This is a genomic window from Bacteroides caecigallinarum, assembly GCF_016901995.1.
Classification (GTDB): domain Bacteria; phylum Bacteroidota; class Bacteroidia; order Bacteroidales; family Bacteroidaceae; genus Phocaeicola; species Phocaeicola cellulolyticus.
This window is the reverse complement of the sequence record NZ_JACJLE010000015.1, coordinates 55030-72293: the sequence shown is the minus strand read 5'-3', so window position 1 is coordinate 72293 and position 17264 is coordinate 55030. Positions and strand designations below refer to the sequence as shown.

Annotated in this window: 15 protein-coding genes; 7 read left to right on the top strand and 8 right to left on the bottom strand. The window is 38.8% G+C overall.

Annotation, left to right across the window (positions count from 1 at the left end):
- The 3 genes from H6A61_RS05710 to H6A61_RS05700 form a co-directional block, all read left to right on the top strand.
- The coding region (locus tag H6A61_RS05710; protein WP_204391919.1) for a lysophospholipid acyltransferase family protein at positions 1–799 on the top strand (799 nt) is incomplete at its 5' end.
- Positions 800–846: 47 nt separating this feature from the next.
- Positions 847–1839, top strand: coding sequence for a stealth family protein (locus H6A61_RS05705; protein WP_204391917.1), 993 nt, complete (start codon positions 847–849; stop codon positions 1837–1839).
- Between the two features lie 24 nt (positions 1840–1863).
- A complete protein-coding gene (locus H6A61_RS05700; protein WP_204391915.1) occupies positions 1864–2736 on the top strand; it encodes a glycosyltransferase family 92 protein in 873 nt (290 codons plus the stop codon).
- A 130-nt stretch (positions 2737–2866) separates the two neighbouring features.
- Here the strand turns inward: H6A61_RS05700 and H6A61_RS05695 are convergent, their stop codons facing one another.
- The 8 genes from H6A61_RS05695 to H6A61_RS05660 form a co-directional block, all read right to left on the bottom strand.
- Entirely contained in the window at positions 2867–3916 is a 1050-nt protein-coding gene (locus H6A61_RS05695; protein ID WP_204391906.1) for a galactofuranosyltransferase, read from the bottom strand.
- Between the two features lie 18 nt (positions 3917–3934).
- Complete coding sequence (locus H6A61_RS05690) at positions 3935–4729, bottom strand: glycosyltransferase (protein WP_204391904.1); 795 nt, start codon at positions 4727–4729, stop codon at positions 3935–3937.
- Between the two features lie 100 nt (positions 4730–4829).
- Positions 4830–6422, bottom strand: a complete 1593-nt coding sequence (locus H6A61_RS05685; protein ID WP_204391902.1) for an ArnT family glycosyltransferase — start codon at positions 6420–6422, stop codon at positions 4830–4832.
- Between the two features lie 2 nt (positions 6423–6424).
- Complete coding sequence (locus tag H6A61_RS05680) at positions 6425–7063, bottom strand: lipid-A-disaccharide synthase N-terminal domain-containing protein (RefSeq protein WP_204391900.1); 639 nt, start codon at positions 7061–7063, stop codon at positions 6425–6427.
- Positions 7064–7077: 14 nt separating this feature from the next.
- Positions 7078–7809, bottom strand: a complete 732-nt coding sequence (locus tag H6A61_RS05675) for a glycosyltransferase (protein ID WP_154043854.1) — start codon at positions 7807–7809, stop codon at positions 7078–7080.
- A 91-nt stretch (positions 7810–7900) separates the two neighbouring features.
- Positions 7901–8941 (bottom strand): NAD-dependent epimerase/dehydratase family protein, encoded by a 1041-nt coding sequence (locus tag H6A61_RS05670; RefSeq protein WP_204391898.1) that lies wholly within the window; start codon positions 8939–8941, stop codon positions 7901–7903.
- A gap of 142 nt (positions 8942–9083) precedes the next feature.
- Positions 9084–10886: a translational GTPase TypA gene (gene typA, locus H6A61_RS05665; RefSeq protein ID WP_204391896.1), complete on the bottom strand. Its 1803-nt coding sequence runs from the start codon at positions 10884–10886 to the stop codon at positions 9084–9086.
- A 119-nt stretch (positions 10887–11005) separates the two neighbouring features.
- A complete protein-coding gene (locus H6A61_RS05660) occupies positions 11006–11800 on the bottom strand; it encodes a phosphatase PAP2 family protein (protein WP_204391887.1) in 795 nt (264 codons plus the stop codon).
- 186 nt (positions 11801–11986) lie between these two features.
- On the opposite strand from H6A61_RS05660, the gene rpsO reads away from it, so the two are divergent.
- The 4 genes from rpsO to mgtA all read left to right on the top strand — a co-directional run bounded on the left by rpsO (position 11987) and on the right by mgtA (position 17259).
- A complete protein-coding gene (gene rpsO, locus H6A61_RS05655; protein WP_154043767.1) occupies positions 11987–12256 on the top strand; it encodes a 30S ribosomal protein S15 in 270 nt (89 codons plus the stop codon).
- 176 nt (positions 12257–12432) lie between these two features.
- Positions 12433–13122: a response regulator transcription factor gene (locus H6A61_RS05650; RefSeq protein WP_204391885.1), complete on the top strand. Its 690-nt coding sequence runs from the start codon at positions 12433–12435 to the stop codon at positions 13120–13122.
- Positions 13119–14489, top strand: coding sequence for a HAMP domain-containing sensor histidine kinase (locus H6A61_RS05645; protein WP_204391883.1), 1371 nt, complete (start codon positions 13119–13121; stop codon positions 14487–14489). Before H6A61_RS05650 ends, H6A61_RS05645 begins: the two co-directional genes overlap by 4 nt.
- A 124-nt stretch (positions 14490–14613) precedes the next feature.
- Positions 14614–17259, top strand: coding sequence for a magnesium-translocating P-type ATPase (mgtA, locus tag H6A61_RS05640; RefSeq protein ID WP_204391876.1), 2646 nt, complete (start codon positions 14614–14616; stop codon positions 17257–17259).
- The last annotated feature ends 5 nt before the right edge of the window (positions 17260–17264 follow it).

The following is a 17264-nucleotide window of genomic DNA, read 5'->3' as shown; positions in this document are numbered from 1 at the left end:
ATCAGATTGTCTTTTTTACATAGTATATTATATAGTTAGATACAGAAGGAGGATAGTACGTAAGAATATGATAGAATCATTCCCTGAGAAAAATAAACAAGAGATAATAGCTTTAGAGAAAAAATTCTATCGTTTCTTTACGGATAATATTCTTGAAAGTTGCAAAATGGCCACAATCTCAAAGCAGGAAATAGGTAATCGCATGAAATTTAAAAACTTTGAGGACCTGAACGCTATACTTAGGGATGGCAAATCCGTATCACTTTATTTGGGACATTATGGAAATTGGGAATGGGTATCATCTATACCTTTGTACATTGAAAAAAAAGGAATAGTAGCTGCTCAGATATATCATAAATTACGGAATAAGTATATGGATAAGTTGATTCTTCAGAATCGCGGTCGAATGGGTGCTATAAATGTAGAGATGCATAAGACAGCACGATATATAAATGAGTTAGCTATGGGAAATAAAGTATCTGTAATAGGGTTTATAGCTGATCAGTCACCAAGAAAGATAGAATCGCGCTATTTTATACCATTTTTAAATCATAACGTGCCTGTATTGACTGGAACGGAAAAAATAACCAAACACTATGGCTTTGAAGCTGTATTCATTAAAATGAAACGTGTAAAGAGAGGTTATTATGAAGTTGAATTTGTAAGAATGCATGATAATCCGAAATCACTTCCAGATTTTGAACTAACTACTATATATTTCAACATGTTGGAAAAAATGATTAAAGAAAGTCCGGAACTTTATTTGTGGACGCATAATCGTTTTAAACATGCTAAATAGTCATAGAAGAAATATTGATTAAGAACCAAATGAAAAACCATATAAAAATGGATATAGATTTTGTAGTCACATGGGTTGATATGGATGACCCAAAATGGCAAGCTGAATTTGCTAAATATTCTGGTAATAAGGAAAACACAAAGAATGGAGTATCTAAAGCTAGATTCCGAGACTATGGCTTTCTTAAATATTGGTTTCGTGGGGTTGAGAAATTTACCCCTTGGGTTCGTAAAATACATTTTATCACTAGTGGACAGAAACCTAATTGGCTAGATGCCAATAATCCAAAGATAAATTTGGTAAATCATAAAGATTATATACCTGAACAGTTTTTGCCTACATATAATTCGGTTGTTATAGAAAGGTATATACACAGGATACCTGATTTGGCTGAACATTTCGTATATTTTAATGACGATTTTTATATAATAAGTCCAACTGGAGAGGAACGTTTTTTTCGTAATGGTTTACCATGTGATATTGCCACCTTTCTATACAATCCTTCATGGTCGCAATGGTATATAAGAATTAAAAATAATATGAGGATTATAAACCGTTATTTTGATAAGAAAGAAGTGATGGCTCGTGATCATGATAAGTGGTTTAACTCAAGTTATGGGTCACGTGCCTGTTGGAATTATATACTTAAGCCATACGGGAAATTTATCACCTTGCGTACACCGCATAATGCACAGCCATATTTAAAGAGTACATTTAATGACGTATGGGCTGTGGCTGAGAAAGAACTTACAGAAACCTCAGTCAATAGGTTTCGTTCATTAAATGATTATACGCCGGAGTTGTTTAGAACTTGGCAGATATGTAGCGGGAACTTTGAGCCATATAACACATATAGTGATACAAAAATGTTTCCTTTGATGGTAAAGCCTAAGCAGGCTGTCAGAGCGATATATAATCAGTCATATAAATTAATATGTCTTAATGATAATGTGCATATTCGTAATTATGAACAGGTCATGGAGAATATAAAGAATGCTTTTGAGTCAATTCTTCCAGAAAAGTCAAGTTTTGAGCTTTAATATTAAAAAGTAAACATATTTACGATGAATAAAGTATTGGCAGAAATTATAGCAGGAGTGATTCCTAATAAGATGGAGCGCAATAGATGGCGTGGAATCCTTCGCTATGGGCTTTTCAATGCAATAAGATTAAAATATAGGATGATGCATGATAAAACTGTTCCTAAGTATTATCTGACAGTTTGTGCAATAGCTAAAAATGAGGGGCCTTATTTCAAGGAATGGATAGAATGGCATAGTAAGCAAGGCGTAGAGAAGTTTTATATCTATGATAATGAAAGTGATGATTGTACAAAAGAAGTGCTTGCTCCTTTTATTGAATCTGGTTTGGTTGAGTATAATTATTGGCCAGGTCATAAGCAACAACTTGCTGCCTATGATAATTGTTTTGAGAAGCATCGCACGGAGGCACGGTGGATTGCAGTTATAGATTTGGATGAATTTATAGTCCCTGTAAAAGATAAAAATATTCGGGAATTTCTTCAGCGTCTGGAGAGTTTTTCATCTGTTGAGATAAATTGGTTAGTGTATGGTAGTGGGGGAGCTAAGAAACATGAGCCTGGAGGTGTTATGGAGAGGTTTAGAAAGCATTCAGTTCCAAACCATAAGCTTAATACTCATGTGAAAAGTATAGTTGATCCGAGACGTGTCTGTACAATGGTGGGCTGTCATGAAGCTGCACGAATATCCGGACGCGCTGCTAATTCACATGGAGTGTCATTGAAGAAAGGATTTCGTGATCGTGAGCCTCAACAAGATGTTATTCGTATTAATCATTATGCTGTAAAATCTTATGAGGAATTCTTGGCTAAACGTGCTCGTGGACGTGCCCGTATTAATACTTTGCGTGATTTTGGCTACTTTGATTTATACGATTTAAATGATATTGAGGAATAGAGTCATGACTGTTTATGATCGTTTTTCTAATAAGATAAGATTGAAAAGTAGTTTAATTTTTATAATGCAAGCTCTAAAAATATAGTATTGAGAGCTTGCATATTTATTATCTATTGCTTTTTGGTGGGGGCTAAAGTTCTTTTAGTCGTGAGCTAGCTTCAGAAATAGCTGTTTTGCAATACCAGCCTTCTGATAATCTATAACTTATTCTTAGTACGTTATCACACATTTTCACATATTCATCCTTTGTTATATTTTTATATATGTTATTGATGTCTTTTAATGAATCTACACATATTCCAATTCCATTTTCTTCGACAAATTGTGCCATTGCAGCTTTTCGCCATATTATAATCGGTAAGCCACAGCGTATATATAATGAAACTTTATGTGGCGTATTTATTTTGAGGTATTCCCCCCAATTACCATCGCACCTGTTAATATCTCCTCCGTCCCAAACGAGTCCAAAATCACCTTCTGCGCAGCTGATTAATTTGTCTGGTAGCATAAATCCTTTTATGTCAAACTTCTCAGGACATGTTGCAATGGATTTATCAAATCCTTTTCCGTAAACATTCATAGTATAGTCTTCTATATAGCTTCCTATATCATATAAGAATTTGTTTTTTATAGGTGCAAGCTGTCCAGCGTATGTAATACTGTGTGAAGGCCATCTTTTTTGTTTGTCTGTGCATTGAGAATCTGATAGGAAATCGAATACATTAAGTGTAACTAAAATACCTTTTCCATTGTATCCTTTGAAACCATTATCGCATAGCCATTTGTTCATTGTCGGATTATGGCATATTATGGCATCAGACATGTTCATTAATTCTATTTCTTTTCTTACGGAATTCCTTTTTTTACGGAAACATTCTAAATCATGTATTATTGTAATTACTTCTGCTTTTCTTAAATGAACTAGAAAACATAGTAAACGATAGTATTTTACTGGATATTGTAAGATCAGTATGTCTCCTTTTTTAATGTACATTGGCATTTGTACAACCGTAATTAATGTTTGTATGAAATGTATTAGACGGTTTTTACTTATAGCTTTATGTTTACCAGTTGGAATATAACCTAATAAATCCATTGTCCTTTCTATATCAATTCTGGCTTTACTGCCTGCGTCATTAATACGTTTGAATTTGTAGTTTTTTGGTAAATAGTATATCATGATATCAAATAATTAATATTATTTTGTCTCAAAACCAATTCTCTTTCCTACGTTAGGAAATTCTTTAAGAATAGCAGCCAAGGCTGCGGCATTTCTATCAATGCCAGATTTAAAATTTGTAGTTTTCAATGATAAATTTCGTGGCTTATTTAGACTTTTGGGCTTGTTATAACCAAATGGTACAGGTATGACTGGCACATTGTTAGCAACTGCTGCAGCCCAAAACCATATATCGTCTGTTGTAGGTGCTATTTTGGTAAATAAATTAACATCAAGCATTTCGGCCTTTAATGAATGTGGGGGATATAATACTCCACCTACTCCGGTTTGTATATTCCTGAAATCGGAGTGTATTTTCTTGAATAAGAAATTATACCATCTGTACTTCTTCCATTTGCGATATGGTTTTCCCGGATTCATAAGTTTTGCTCTATGAGCGAATATAGCTTTAGGATATTGCATGTGAAATTGCAATAAGTCACGTAGCATATTTTTGTTATATGCCACATCGTCATCCACAGTTACTATAATAGCGTCAGGAAAATCTGCTAATGCAGGAATTAATTTTCTATATGAACGTATGTCTTTGTCATAATTTCGAATCTCAAACTTAGGATTAATCTGCGATAGGTTCAATAACTGTTGAGGTATCCCTTTCTCTCCAAATTGAGAGAAAGTTAGATAGAGTATAACTTTATCAGGAAGGACAGAACCATTTAGGATTGATTCGACAGCCTTTTGTGCGTATGGTATTGCTGCGGGAAATGAAGTCATTGAAACTATGACTTGCTGTTTTGATGTATTATGATTCATATTTCAGAACTTATCGTTTGTTTTTCATTTTAAGTATATAGCAAAGATAGGCATGTTTTTAATAATATGTAATAATACAATTATCTTTTATGACACATACTTACTGTATTCTCACCAAAACATATTTGCCATCCAGTATCTCAACCTGCTCTTTGCCGTCGATATATGATTTTATATTTTCCTCTTCCTTATATCTTCCGTCTAGAATCAGAAGGCTGTTATTGATGTTCTTCAGTGAGTCTGCTTCATGACGTGAATAAACGGTAAGTCTGTCCGGGAAATATACATCCATGTTTTGGGCTCTCCATACTCCGAGCGTTGTAACTCCCGAAACATTCCATTCCTTTTCTTTTTCCTGAGCCTTACGGCATAATTCGCCATATCCTATTTGCGGATTGAACTTAGGCATGGCAAAACCTGCTAAAAAGGCTGTAATCAGGAATCCTGAGCAGAATGTAACTATGGTCATTCTGATGTTTCTGTCTTTCCATGCCATGACTATTGATATCGCTCCTGTAACCGTAAGCAGTATTGAGCATATCATAAGCAGTGGAGATGTAATTTCAGGTATAAACCTTGTTGCTACTATATAGGCCGGCAGTGCCAACAGAATTACAAAACCAGGGAAACTGGCTGCAAAAGCTTGCCATTTGTTCCATTGTAGCTTTTCCATGCACATCAGACTCAGATAAGTCATAAATGGGAAAATAGGAACCAGATATATTGCCAGTTTGCTTCCGAAGCAGGAAAGCATTACGAAGGTTGACAATATTTCTATGATGAACAGTTTCTGCAAATCGCTTTTGAACATCTTGTTTTTCATACCCCATATTATATTCCCTACATAAAGGAATGTCCATGGCGCTACTCCATAACTTAGGAATATGATGTAGAAATAGAATGGATGTTTGTGTACTGATACCTTTACGGAACGGCTTACAGTCTGTCCTACAGTAAGATTATAGAGATATTCGCTTCCAGCTTCCACCCATACCATCACGAACCATAATGCGATACCTCCGATTACTATGCTCCATACCTTCCAGTTCCAATAGCGGAAAAATGTTTTTACTTCCTTTTTTGTGATAAGGAAAACCAGAGAAGTCATCAGTGGTATCAATACGCCCATGAACGCTTTGGAATAGAATCCCAAAAGAATGTATATGCCGAAAAGTATCTGATGACGTTCGAATTTTCCTTCTCCGGTGTACATACGGTAGAACTCTCTTAGGGCAAGTATGATAAACCATACCATAAGCATATCCATACGCAGTACCATAGCTGTACCTACAAAATATCCTGTAGTTATAAGCAGGAGAGGTGCTATATTCCTATATCCTTTACCAAGTTCCTTTTCACACCATTTATCCATGGTGTACATACATCCCAAGGCAGGAATTATTGAGAACATCATAAGCAGCCATATATGATATTCGCCTGTTATCATCTTGCTTATCATAAGCAGCCAGAAATAAAATGGCGGTTTGTCACTGTATGGCTCACCGTTGTTTGTCAGCATGAACCAGTGTCCGTTTCTTATTGCTTCGTCTGCAATGCTTATGTATCTCAATTCGTTAGCCGGAGTAAAATCGCGTAAAGCACTTATAGGTATCAGACAGATGAAAATAAACAACATCCATTTCAGAAGACTGATGCTGTCTATCTTCTCCGTAATGTTTTTGACATTGTACATCTTTATTTGTTTTCTAAGTTTACAGATTTGTTTTTTCTTACTCCCAAGATTATATTCCTTATATATGCTATAAATCCCACAGACTGTCCTAAAATGAGTACAGGGTCAAGGCGGAAAATACCATAGCTTACTATAATACTGCTGCCAATGAGACTTATAATCCAGAATCCTATTGGCAGTTTCGACTCATGTTTGTGGTATGAGTATATCAGCTGATATATAAATCTCAGGGTGAATATAACCTGTCCTGCCGAGCCGAATACGAGTAGCCATATTGGAATATCCTCGTTTCTGAAGAATTGGCTTATAAACTGTTCAGGTGATTCCAGAAGGAAAGCACAGGCCACTACAGGTGTTATGAAGAGTATTATTCTCAATATGATATTTATGTTTCTCCATATCCCTTTGGCATTCAGATTCCAGATATAAATATAATAGGAAATGATTTGTCCAAGTATTATCGAGAAATCATCCCTGCACCATCCGTATATAAACAAAAGGTATGATCCGGCAATACTAAGTACCCAGAAGATAGATGGGGATACAATTTCTTTTGCTTTTTCCGACAATATCCATTGTACAAGAATTCTTGCCGAAAAAAATATCTGTGCCAAAAAGCCTATTATATATACAATTGTCATTAGGAGCGGTTTAGTTAGATATTGTTTTCTTTAATATGGTAGTTTATGTATCTGTGTTTCATCCATCTGTAGGCGAAGCAGTCCTTAAATGGTGATATAAGTCTGTTCCATAGGTTAAATTTGGATTTTCCTGCAACTCTTGGGAAGTGTCTTACTGGAATTTCCTTAAAGCATCCTCCATCCTGAAGTAATATAAGTGCAGGAAGGAATCTGTGCATTCCTGTGAAGAAAGGAATACGCTTTGCGTAGTCTGTATGGAGAATCTTTAGCGGACAGCCTGTGTCTGTGGCACCGTCGTGTGTCATCATTCGTCGGAAACTGTTGGCTATTTTGGATTGCAGACGTTTGAAACCAGAATCCTTTCTGTTTGCACGGATACCCATCACCAGTTTGAAGTCATTGATATATTCAAGCAGCAGGTTGAAATCGTCCGGAGCAGTCTGCAAATCGGCATCAATATATCCTACATATTTTGACTGTGCTGTGTCAAAGCCTGCTTTTATAGCTGCGCTAAGTCCTGCATTTTTTAGAAAACTGATATAGAAGAAGTCATTGTGTCTGCTGCAGATATCCTGTATCCCTGCCAGACTGTTATCTTTTGAACCATCGTTTACGAATAGGATACATGCCGGACACTTGGCAATGGCTGTAAATGCCGACAGCTTTTCTTCCAGCATTTTCATGTTTTCTTCTTCGTTATATACAGGCACTATGACAGTCAGGTCATAATCAGCTGTCTTGTTGATAGCAAGTAACTCTTGCGCAAATTCTTTCATAATGTAGTGTGATTAGTGATTTTGCAAAGTTATCCAAAACTTTCAGAAAACAATTATCTTTTTATTCTTTTAAAGGGTTGCTCTCTGATTTATACCATTCAATGAACTTTGTGATGCCTTCGTGAAGACTGATTTGCGGCTTGTATCCGGTTTCATTTTCCAGTTTTGTGGTGTCGGCATATGTCTGGAATACATCTCCCTGCTGCATCGGGAGATATTCCTTGATAGCCTCTTTACCCAAAGCCTGCTCCATTTCTTTTATGAAATCCATGAGCTTGACCGGTTCCGAACAGCCTATGTTGTATATCTTGTATGCTACACCGTTTTCGCATTCTTCTGCTTTCGGGATGCTGTTTATCACTCGTATCGTACCCTCTACAATATCGTCAATGTATGTAAAGTCTCTGCTTAGATTTCCGTTGTTGAATATTTTGATAGGTTCGTTTCTGGATATGGCTTTTGCAAAAAGCATAGGGGCCATGTCAGGGCGTCCCCACGGGCCATAAACAGTGAAGTATCTTAATCCTGTAACAGCAAAACCATATAGCTTGCTGTAGGCGTGTGCCATCAGTTCGTTCGATTTCTTGCTGGCTGCATAAAGACTTACCGGGCTGTCCACCTTGTCGTCTTCAGAATAAGGAGTTTTTGAGTTCAGTCCGTAAACCGAGCTTGATGATGCGAATATAAGATGTTTCACTCCATAGTTTCTGCATGCCTCAAGTATATTAAGGAAACCTACTATATTGCTGTTAAGATAAGAATACGGATTGGTTATCGAATATCTTACACCGGCCTGTGCTGCAAGATTCATAACCTTGTCGAATTTCTCCTTTTCAAACAGTTTGTCTATTGAACCCTTGTCGTCTATTGACATCTTTATGAACGAGCAATTATTGAAAACAGTGCTTTGCACTCTTTCATTATAGATGTAAGAGTTGTCAGGAACAGCTATTCCGCATTCTTTTAACCTTGCAAATTTAAGACGAACGTCGTAGTAATCATTTATTTCGTCAATGCCTACTACTGTATCACCTCTTTTTGCCAGTTGGTACATTAATTTTGATCCAATGAAACCTGCTGCACCTGTAACCAATATTTTCATAATTGCTTTGTTTTTAGATGTGAATCCTTAATGATAGGATATGATTGTTTTCCAGATATAAAATTCAAGGATTGTCAATAATAACAATTCCATTGGACTTATGATTTGTCCAATGGAATTTGTTTATGTTCTTTATTGTTTATCAGTTCTTGTTTGCACGCTTGCGTTCTGTTTCGTCAAGTATTATCTTACGCATACGCATACTCTTAGGAGTAACTTCTACGTATTCGTCTTCCTTGATGTATTCCAACGCTTCTTCAAGTGAGAATATTACCGGAGGAATGATACGTGCCTTGTCGTCTGAACCGGAAGCACGCATGTTTGTAAGCTTCTTCGATTTTGTTACGTTGATTACCAGGTCATTCTCATGTACGTGTTCACCTACTACCTGTCCTGCATAGACCTCATCCTGCGGATAGATAAAGAACTTACCTCTATCCTGAAGCTTATCTATTGCATATGCAAATGCTGTACCAGATTCCATGGCTATCATTGAACCGTTTGTACGGCGGTCTATCTCACCCTTATATGGCTGGTATTCCTTGAAGCGGTGTGCCATGATAGCTTCTCCCTGAGATGCAGTAAGCACGTTTGTACGTAAACCGATGATACCGCGTGAAGGCATATTGAACTCAATGTTTACACGGTCGCCCTGAGTTTCCATTGATGTAAGTTCACCTTTACGGCGAGTCACCATATCAATCATCTTGCTTGAGAATTCTTCAGGCACGCTGATTGTAAGCTCTTCGATAGGTTCGCATTTCACTCCGTCTATTTCCTTATAGATAACCTGTGGCTGACCTACCTGAAGCTCGTAGCCTTCGCGACGCATTGTTTCGATAAGCACAGACAAGTGGAGCACACCACGTCCGGAAACAATCCACTTACCGTCTTCGTTCTCTGTCTTTCTTACGCGGAGGGCAAGGTTCTTGTCCAGTTCTTTCATCAGACGGTCGTGAATGTGGCGTGATGTCACAAATTTACCTTCCTTGCCAAAGAAAGGCGAGTCGTTTATTGTGAAAAGCATACTCATTGTAGGCTCGTCGATAGCGATTGGTGGAAGTGGTTCCGGATTTTCGAAATCGCATATAGTATCACCGATTTCAAAACCTTCTATACCCACTATTGCGCAGATATCACCAGAAGAAACCGATTCTACTTTTTTACGTCCTAGACCTTCGAATGTATGTACTTCTTTTATTTTTGATTTGACCAATGTTCCGTCACGTTTGGCCAATGTTATATTCATTCCTTCTTTGATTGTACCTCTGTGTACACGTCCTACAGCTATACGTCCTGTGTAAGAAGAATAGTCCAATGATGTGATAAGCATTTGTGGAGTTCCTTCAAGAATCTGTGGAGCAGGAATATATTTTACGATTGCATCAAGCAGCGGAGTGATACTGTCTGTAGGAGTTTTCCAGTCTTCACCCATCCAGTTGTTTTTTGCCGAACCGTACAGTACTGGGAAATCGAGCTGGTCTTCAGTTGCGTTAAGGCTGAACATCAGGTCGAATACCATTTCGTGTACTTCTTCAGGACGGCAGTTTGGCTTATCTACCTTGTTTACTACTACTATTGGTTTCAGTCCTATCTGGAGAGCTTTCTGCAGTACGAAACGTGTCTGTGGCATAGGACCTTCGAAAGCGTCCACCAAAAGAATACAACCGTCTGCCATGTTCAGCACACGTTCCACTTCACCACCGAAATCGGCGTGTCCCGGAGTGTCTATGATGTTGATTTTAGTACCCTTGTAATTGATTGATACGTTCTTTGAAAGGATTGTTATACCTCTTTCACGTTCCAAATCGTTGTTATCCAATACCAGCTCACCGTTTGTCTGGTCTCCGCGGAACAGGTGTCCCGCCAGCATCATCTTGTCCACTAACGTTGTCTTACCGTGGTCAACGTGGGCAATGATGGCAATGTTTCTAATGTCTTGCATACTATATACCTATATATTATTGGCTGCAAATTTACTATTTTTCATTGAAAGACAGGTATAATGCGTTATGGTTTTTATATTTTTTAGAAGTGAATATTGCTCAATATGGTATTTGTTTTTTAGAAAACCATACTGAATGACGCTCCCAAAGATTTGGTGTCAGGCTGATAATAAGGAACGGCTACCAGCGTACGGTTTTCCTTATTATCCCATCCGAACAGTTTTTTCTCTAAAGGTAAAAGCCAATATCCGATACGTGCACTGAGTATCCCCACACCGGCTCCGGCTATAACATCACTCACCCAATGGCGGTTGTTATATAGCCTGAGAAATCCTACTCCTGTTGCAATGGTATATGCTCCTATACCATACCACGGTGACGCGTCTTTATATTCTGTTCTTACAAGTTCAGCTCCCATAAATACGGTGGCAGTATGTCCTGATACGAATGAATTCCTCTTTGAGCTGTCAGGACGTAATTTCTTGACAGTATATTTAGTACCGTTAACAATTATGCCAAGAGCGATATACGATGTGGCTATCACCGCTATACGTTCTTTATATGATGTCTTTGCTTCTACACCACAAGCACTCAGACCAAGATGTGCCACTAATGGTAAGTATTGTATATAGTCGTCAGCCTTAAATCTTTTATCTCTACGCCAATCCTGTAATCTGTCTTTTACCTTGGTATTTATGTTTTTGTGAAACCATCCTTTGTTGCACACTCCCAAAGAACCAGCTGCTATAAGTATGCCCGGAGCTATTAATTGCTTGGCATTGAATTTAAATTCATTTTCGTTATCGGGACGGAAATCTTGTATTGTATCATTATAATCTGGCGTATAGTTTATTGCATTTATGTCTAATATTGGCAATATTACTATCAGTATGATTGTTATGAATTTGTGCATAATGGCGTTTCTCTTTTATTAAACATCGTAAAGATATTGAATATATTTTAATTAATAGGCGGACATATTCGTGTATTTTATTCAGAAACAGGAAAAAAAAGTCCATTATATTTTGTCTAATATAAAGATTGTTAGTATCTTTGCACCCGCAAATCAAATTTATACATTTTAAAAACAGTCAAAATTATGTATTTAGACGCAGCTAAAAAACAAGAAATCTTTGAAAAGTACGGAAAGTCTAACACTGATACTGGATCAGCTGAATCGCAGATAGCATTGTTTTCATACCGTATTTCTCGCCTGACTGAGCACATGAAGCTCAACAGAAAAGATTATAGTACTGAAAGAGCTCTTACAACTTTGGTAGGTAAGCGTCGTGCTTTACTTAACTACCTGAAGGATCGCGACATCGAAAGATATCGTGCTATCGTTAAAGAGCTTGGCTTGCGTAAGTAATTATTACTTGCTGCACGGAAATTTAGAAATGAGTTATCTTCCGAACTAAAATGGGTGATAACTCATTTTTTTTAACGCCCTGTCGTTTTGATTAAAACGCTTTGTTATTTTAATTAAAACGACGAGGCGTTTTTCTTATTAATATTATCTTTGCCTAAAACAATAAAAAACGTGCTATGCAAAGTATATTGATAGTAGAAGATGAGAAGCGTGTAGCCGACTTGCTGAAGGCCGGGCTTGAAGAGAATGGCTATAGTGTGATGGTGGCATATGATGGAGAGATGGGTTTACGTCTCTTCCGCTCAAATGAGTTTCATCTGGTGATCTCGGATATCGTTCTTCCCGGGCTTGACGGTTTCGGTTTATGCAAGGAGATAAGGAAAATAAATCCGGATGTACCGGTGCTTATGCTTACGGCTCTTGGTTCTACCGATGATAAACTTGACGGTTTTGATGCCGGAGTAGACGACTATATGCTGAAACCATTCGATTTCAGGGAACTTAACGCACGTATCAGGGTATTGCTGAAAAGATATTCATCGCCACAGACTGTAAGGCAGGACTCTGTGTCATATTCTGACATATCAATCAATCTTAATACATGCGAAGTAACAAGAAACGGTGTACAGATAAAATTGTCTCCTAAAGAATATAACCTGCTTGTCTATATGGTGGAAAACCCGGAAAGGGTGATAAGCCGTATGGAGATAGCCGAGAAGGTTTGGAACACTCATTTCGACACTGGAACAAACTTCATTGATGTCTATATAAACTATCTGCGCAAGAAGATAGACAAGGATTTCGATACCAAACTTATACACACAAAACCAGGAATGGGATTTATTCTGACTGATAAACCGCTATGAAGATAAGAACCGCACTAACTCTTAAAAATTCGCTTGTAACAGCAGCTGTTTTCGCGCTATGCTTGTCATTGGTATATGTGGCGAGCGAGCATATCCGGAGCAAAACTTTTTTTCATGACCTCAGGAGCGAGGCTGTGACAAAGGCTCATCTTTTCTTGGGAGGGCAGGTGGACTCGGAAGTGATGCAGTCTATATATCTTAATAACCGCAAGTTTATCAATGAGGTGGAAGTGGCTGTGTATGACACATCATTCCGTATGCTCTATCATGATGCAGTGCAGAACGATATAATAAAGGAGGACAGCGCTATGATACAGACCATAGTGACTGATGGCGATATGGAGTTTTATGTTGACGGTTATCAGTGTATAGGTATGCTTTATGACTATGGAGGAAGAAAGTATGTGGTTACAGCAGCTGCGTATGACGGATATGGATATGATAATCTCTCCTCTCTTCTTAATGCACTTATAGTATTGTTTGTTATCGGACTGAGTCTTTTGTTCGTTTCGGGATATTATCTTTCGCGTGCGGCATTAAAGCCAATCCGTGATATTGTGTCAGAGGCAGAGAATATCTCAGCTACAAGTATCAGTCGCCGCTTGCCTGTCAAGAACGAAAAGGATGAACTTGGCGAACTGGCAACTACATTCAACGATTTGCTTTCAAGGCTTGAAGAGTCTTTCAATTCGCAGAAGATGTTTGTAAGCAATGTGTCGCACGAACTGCGTACTCCGCTTGCGGCTTTGATGGCAGAGCTGGGAATAACACTTCAGAAAGAGCGTACTCAGCAGCAGTACAGGGATGCACTTGACAATGTGATGAACGATGCGCGCAGGATGAACAGTCTGATAGACGGACTACTTAATCTTGCCAAGGCTGATTATGGTAAGGAGCAGATAAGTATGCAGGAAATACGTCTTGACGAACTTCTGCTTGATGTGCGCGAATGTATTCTCAGGGCGCACCCTGAATATAAGATTGAACTGGTTTTTGATGAACAGGAAACGGATGATGACCGTTTTGTCACCGTCAGCGGAAACTCATATCTTCTCAGTATCGCTTTCTCAAATCTGATAGAGAATAATTGCAAGTACTCACCGGACAGGACTTCATTTGTGCAGATTTCGTTTTGGAACAAATGGACAGTAGTCCGTATGTCCGACAATGGAGCGGGACTCTCCGATGATGAGCAGCAGAACATGTTCAAACTGTTTTACAGAGGTAAGCAGGAACATGTTGCGGTAGGTCATGGTATAGGTATGGCCCTGGCCCAGAAGATAGTAAATCTTCATCAGGGTAAAATAAACGTATTGTCCGATGAGGGAAAGGGAACAACATTCGTGGTCGAAATGGAGCATCTTTAAATATTGTTCTAATGGAATTCTAATACCGTTCTAATAGTCTTCTAACACTGTTCTAAACGTCTCCACACTACCTTTGCAGCGTGAAATTTAACCATGATGTGTAACGCTGAAAAAAGAAAGAACAATGTTGAGGAAGAAAAAATTCGGACCAAATTCAGCTTTTAATGCAGAGAAAGTATTTCTTGCTGCTTCACAGCCTGTAGGCTCAGTATTCAACTATTTTCAGACCAACCCGCGAGGGCTCTCTGCTGAAGAAGTGGAAATCCGCCGTTTCGAGTATGGAGCGAACGAGGTGGAACATGAGAAAAAGAAAAATCCTATATCAGTTTTTGTCAAGGCGTTCATAAATCCATTTATAGGTGTTCTTACCATATTGGTCATTGTTTCGTTTATTCTTGATGTAGCTCTTGCTGCTCCGGGTGAGCAGGACTGGACTGCCATAATAATCATATCTGTAATGGTTGTATCAAGTTCGATACTTCGTTTCTGGCAGGAGTGGAAAGCAAATGTCTCGAGTGAAGCCTTACTGAAGATGGTAACCAATACTTGCAGTGTAATAAGGCAGGACGATGATGATACATGTGAGATAAGCATTACTGAACTGGTTCCTGGTGATGTAGTGAGAATAGCTGCCGGAGATATGATTCCAGCCGATGTGCGAATTGTTGAGGCTAAAGACCTGTTCGTAAGTCAGGCATCGCTGACTGGAGAATCGGATCCTATAGAAAAAACACCGGACTGTAAGGGCGCAAAAAGTGGCAGTGTGGTGGAACTGGGTAATATCTGTTTCATGGGCTCTAATGTGGTGAGCGGTTCCGGTGTAGGTATAGTCATTGCTACAGGAAATAATACATATCTTGGCACTATTGCGCGCAGTATAGCAGGACATCGTGCCGCTACAGCCTTCGACAAGGGGATCAGTAAGGTCAGCTTCCTGCTCATACGCTTTATGCTTGTGATGATTCCTTTTGTTTTTCTTGTTAACGGTATTACCAAAGGCGATTGGCTTGAGGCTTTCATATTTGCAGTATCTGTGGCTGTAGGCCTTACTCCTGAGATGCTTCCTATGATTGTTACTGCCAACTTGTCTAAAGGAGCCGTTGCTATGTCGAAAAAGAAAACCATCGTGAAAGACCTTAATGCCATTCAGAATTTCGGAGCAATGAACATTCTGTGTACGGACAAGACAGGTACATTGACTTGCGACCAGATAGTCCTTGAAAAATATATCAATGCCGATGGCAGCAACGACGAGAACAAGCGTATCCTGCGTCATGCCTATTTCAACAGTTTCTTCCAGACCGGACTGAAAAACCTTATGGACAAGGCTATTCTTTCGCACGTGAAAGACCTTTCGCTTGAATATCTGAAAGATAATTACCGTAAAGTAGATGAAATACCTTTCGATTTTACACGTCGCCGCATGTCGGTAGTGGTGGAGGATACTCAGGGAAAACGTCAGATTATAACCAAGGGAGCCGTGGAAGAAATGCTTGAAATATGCTCGCATGCAGAATTTGCCGGTGACGTACATCCGCTGACTGTAGAATTGAAGGATAAGGCACGCGAGATAAGTGAGAGAATGAACCGTCAGGGAATGAGGGTTATTGCTGTGGCTCAGAAGAGTTTTCTCGATAAAGAATCTGATTTCTGTATTGACGATGAAAACGATATGGTTCTGATAGGATATCTGGCTTTCCTTGACCCACCGAAACCATCGGCTGCTAATGCTATCCGTCAGTTGCATGAGCATGGTGTGGAGGTGAAAGTCCTTTCCGGAGATAATGATGCCGTTGTGCGTACCATCGCCCGTCAGGTAGGTATTGATACTGCAAACTCTGTTACCGGACCGGAATTCGATTCAATGTCAGATGAAGAGCAGAGAACTGCCGTAGCCAAAGCTACAGTATTCTCAAAACTTACACCGATGCAGAAGACACGTATTATAACTCTTCTTCAGGAGCAGGATAATACGGTAGGTTTCCTTGGAGACGGAATAAATGATGCGGCAGCATTGCGCCAGTCGGATATAGGTATATCTGTTGATTCCGCTGTTGATATTGCCAAGGAGAGTGCGGATATCATTCTGTTGGAAAAAGATCTTATGGTACTTGAAGACGGAGTGCTTGAAGGCAGAAAGACTTTCGGTAATATTACAAAGTATATAAAGATGACTGCAAGTTCCAACTTCGGTAATATGTTCAGTGTGATGGTTGCCAGTGCGTTTCTGCCTTTCCTGCCTATGATGCCTATTCATCTGCTGATACAGAATTTGCTGTATGACGTGTCGCAGACCACAATACCTTTCGATAAGATGGATGCGGAATATCTAAAGAAACCTCGTCGTTGGGATGCTTCTGATTTGAGTCGTTTCATGATGTACATAGGGCCTATAAGCTCCATATTCGATATACTGACATATGTAGTGATGTGGTATGTTTTCGGATGTAACTCTGTGGAACATCAGGCATTGTTCCAGTCAGGCTGGTTTGTGGAAGGACTGTTGTCGCAGACTCTTATTGTACACATGATAAGAACCCGCAAGATACCTTTCATACAGAGCCGTTCATCATGGCAGGTCGGATGCCTTACAGTGATAATTGTTGCCATCGGTCTGTTCATACCTTTCAGCAGTTTCGGAAGTGCCATAGGATTACAGCCGCTGCCTTTGAGTTATTTCCCATGGCTCTTTGGAATATTGTTGTCCTACTGTGTTCTCACACAGATGATAAAGAATTGGTATATAAGAAAATTTGTAAAATGGTTATAAAAAAT

Bases quoted from the DNA above. Each gene is read 5' to 3' on its own strand.
- H6A61_RS05660 (WP_204391887.1), bottom strand. From the start codon at position 11,800: ATGCACAAATTCATAACAATCATACTGATAGTAATATTGCCAATATTA.
- H6A61_RS05670 (WP_204391898.1), bottom strand. From the start codon at position 8,941: ATGAAAATATTGGTTACAGGTGCAGCAGGTTTCATTGGATCAAAATTA.
- H6A61_RS05690 (WP_204391904.1), bottom strand. From the start codon at position 4,729: ATGAATCATAATACATCAAAACAGCAAGTCATAGTTTCAATGACTTCA.
- H6A61_RS05685 (WP_204391902.1), bottom strand. From the start codon at position 6,422: ATGTACAATGTCAAAAACATTACGGAGAAGATAGACAGCATCAGTCTT.
- typA (WP_204391896.1), bottom strand. From the start codon at position 10,886: ATGCAAGACATTAGAAACATTGCCATCATTGCCCACGTTGACCACGGT.
- H6A61_RS05695 (WP_204391906.1), bottom strand. From the start codon at position 3,916: ATGATATACTATTTACCAAAAAACTACAAATTCAAACGTATTAATGAC.
- H6A61_RS05705 (WP_204391917.1), top strand. From the start codon at position 847: ATGGATATAGATTTTGTAGTCACATGGGTTGATATGGATGACCCAAAA.
- H6A61_RS05680 (WP_204391900.1), bottom strand. From the start codon at position 7,063: ATGACAATTGTATATATAATAGGCTTTTTGGCACAGATATTTTTTTCG.
- rpsO (WP_154043767.1), top strand. From the start codon at position 11,987: ATGTATTTAGACGCAGCTAAAAAACAAGAAATCTTTGAAAAGTACGGA.
- H6A61_RS05645 (WP_204391883.1), top strand. From the start codon at position 13,119: ATGAAGATAAGAACCGCACTAACTCTTAAAAATTCGCTTGTAACAGCA.
- H6A61_RS05650 (WP_204391885.1), top strand. From the start codon at position 12,433: ATGCAAAGTATATTGATAGTAGAAGATGAGAAGCGTGTAGCCGACTTG.
- mgtA (WP_204391876.1), top strand. From the start codon at position 14,614: ATGTTGAGGAAGAAAAAATTCGGACCAAATTCAGCTTTTAATGCAGAG.
- H6A61_RS05700 (WP_204391915.1), top strand. From the start codon at position 1,864: ATGAATAAAGTATTGGCAGAAATTATAGCAGGAGTGATTCCTAATAAG.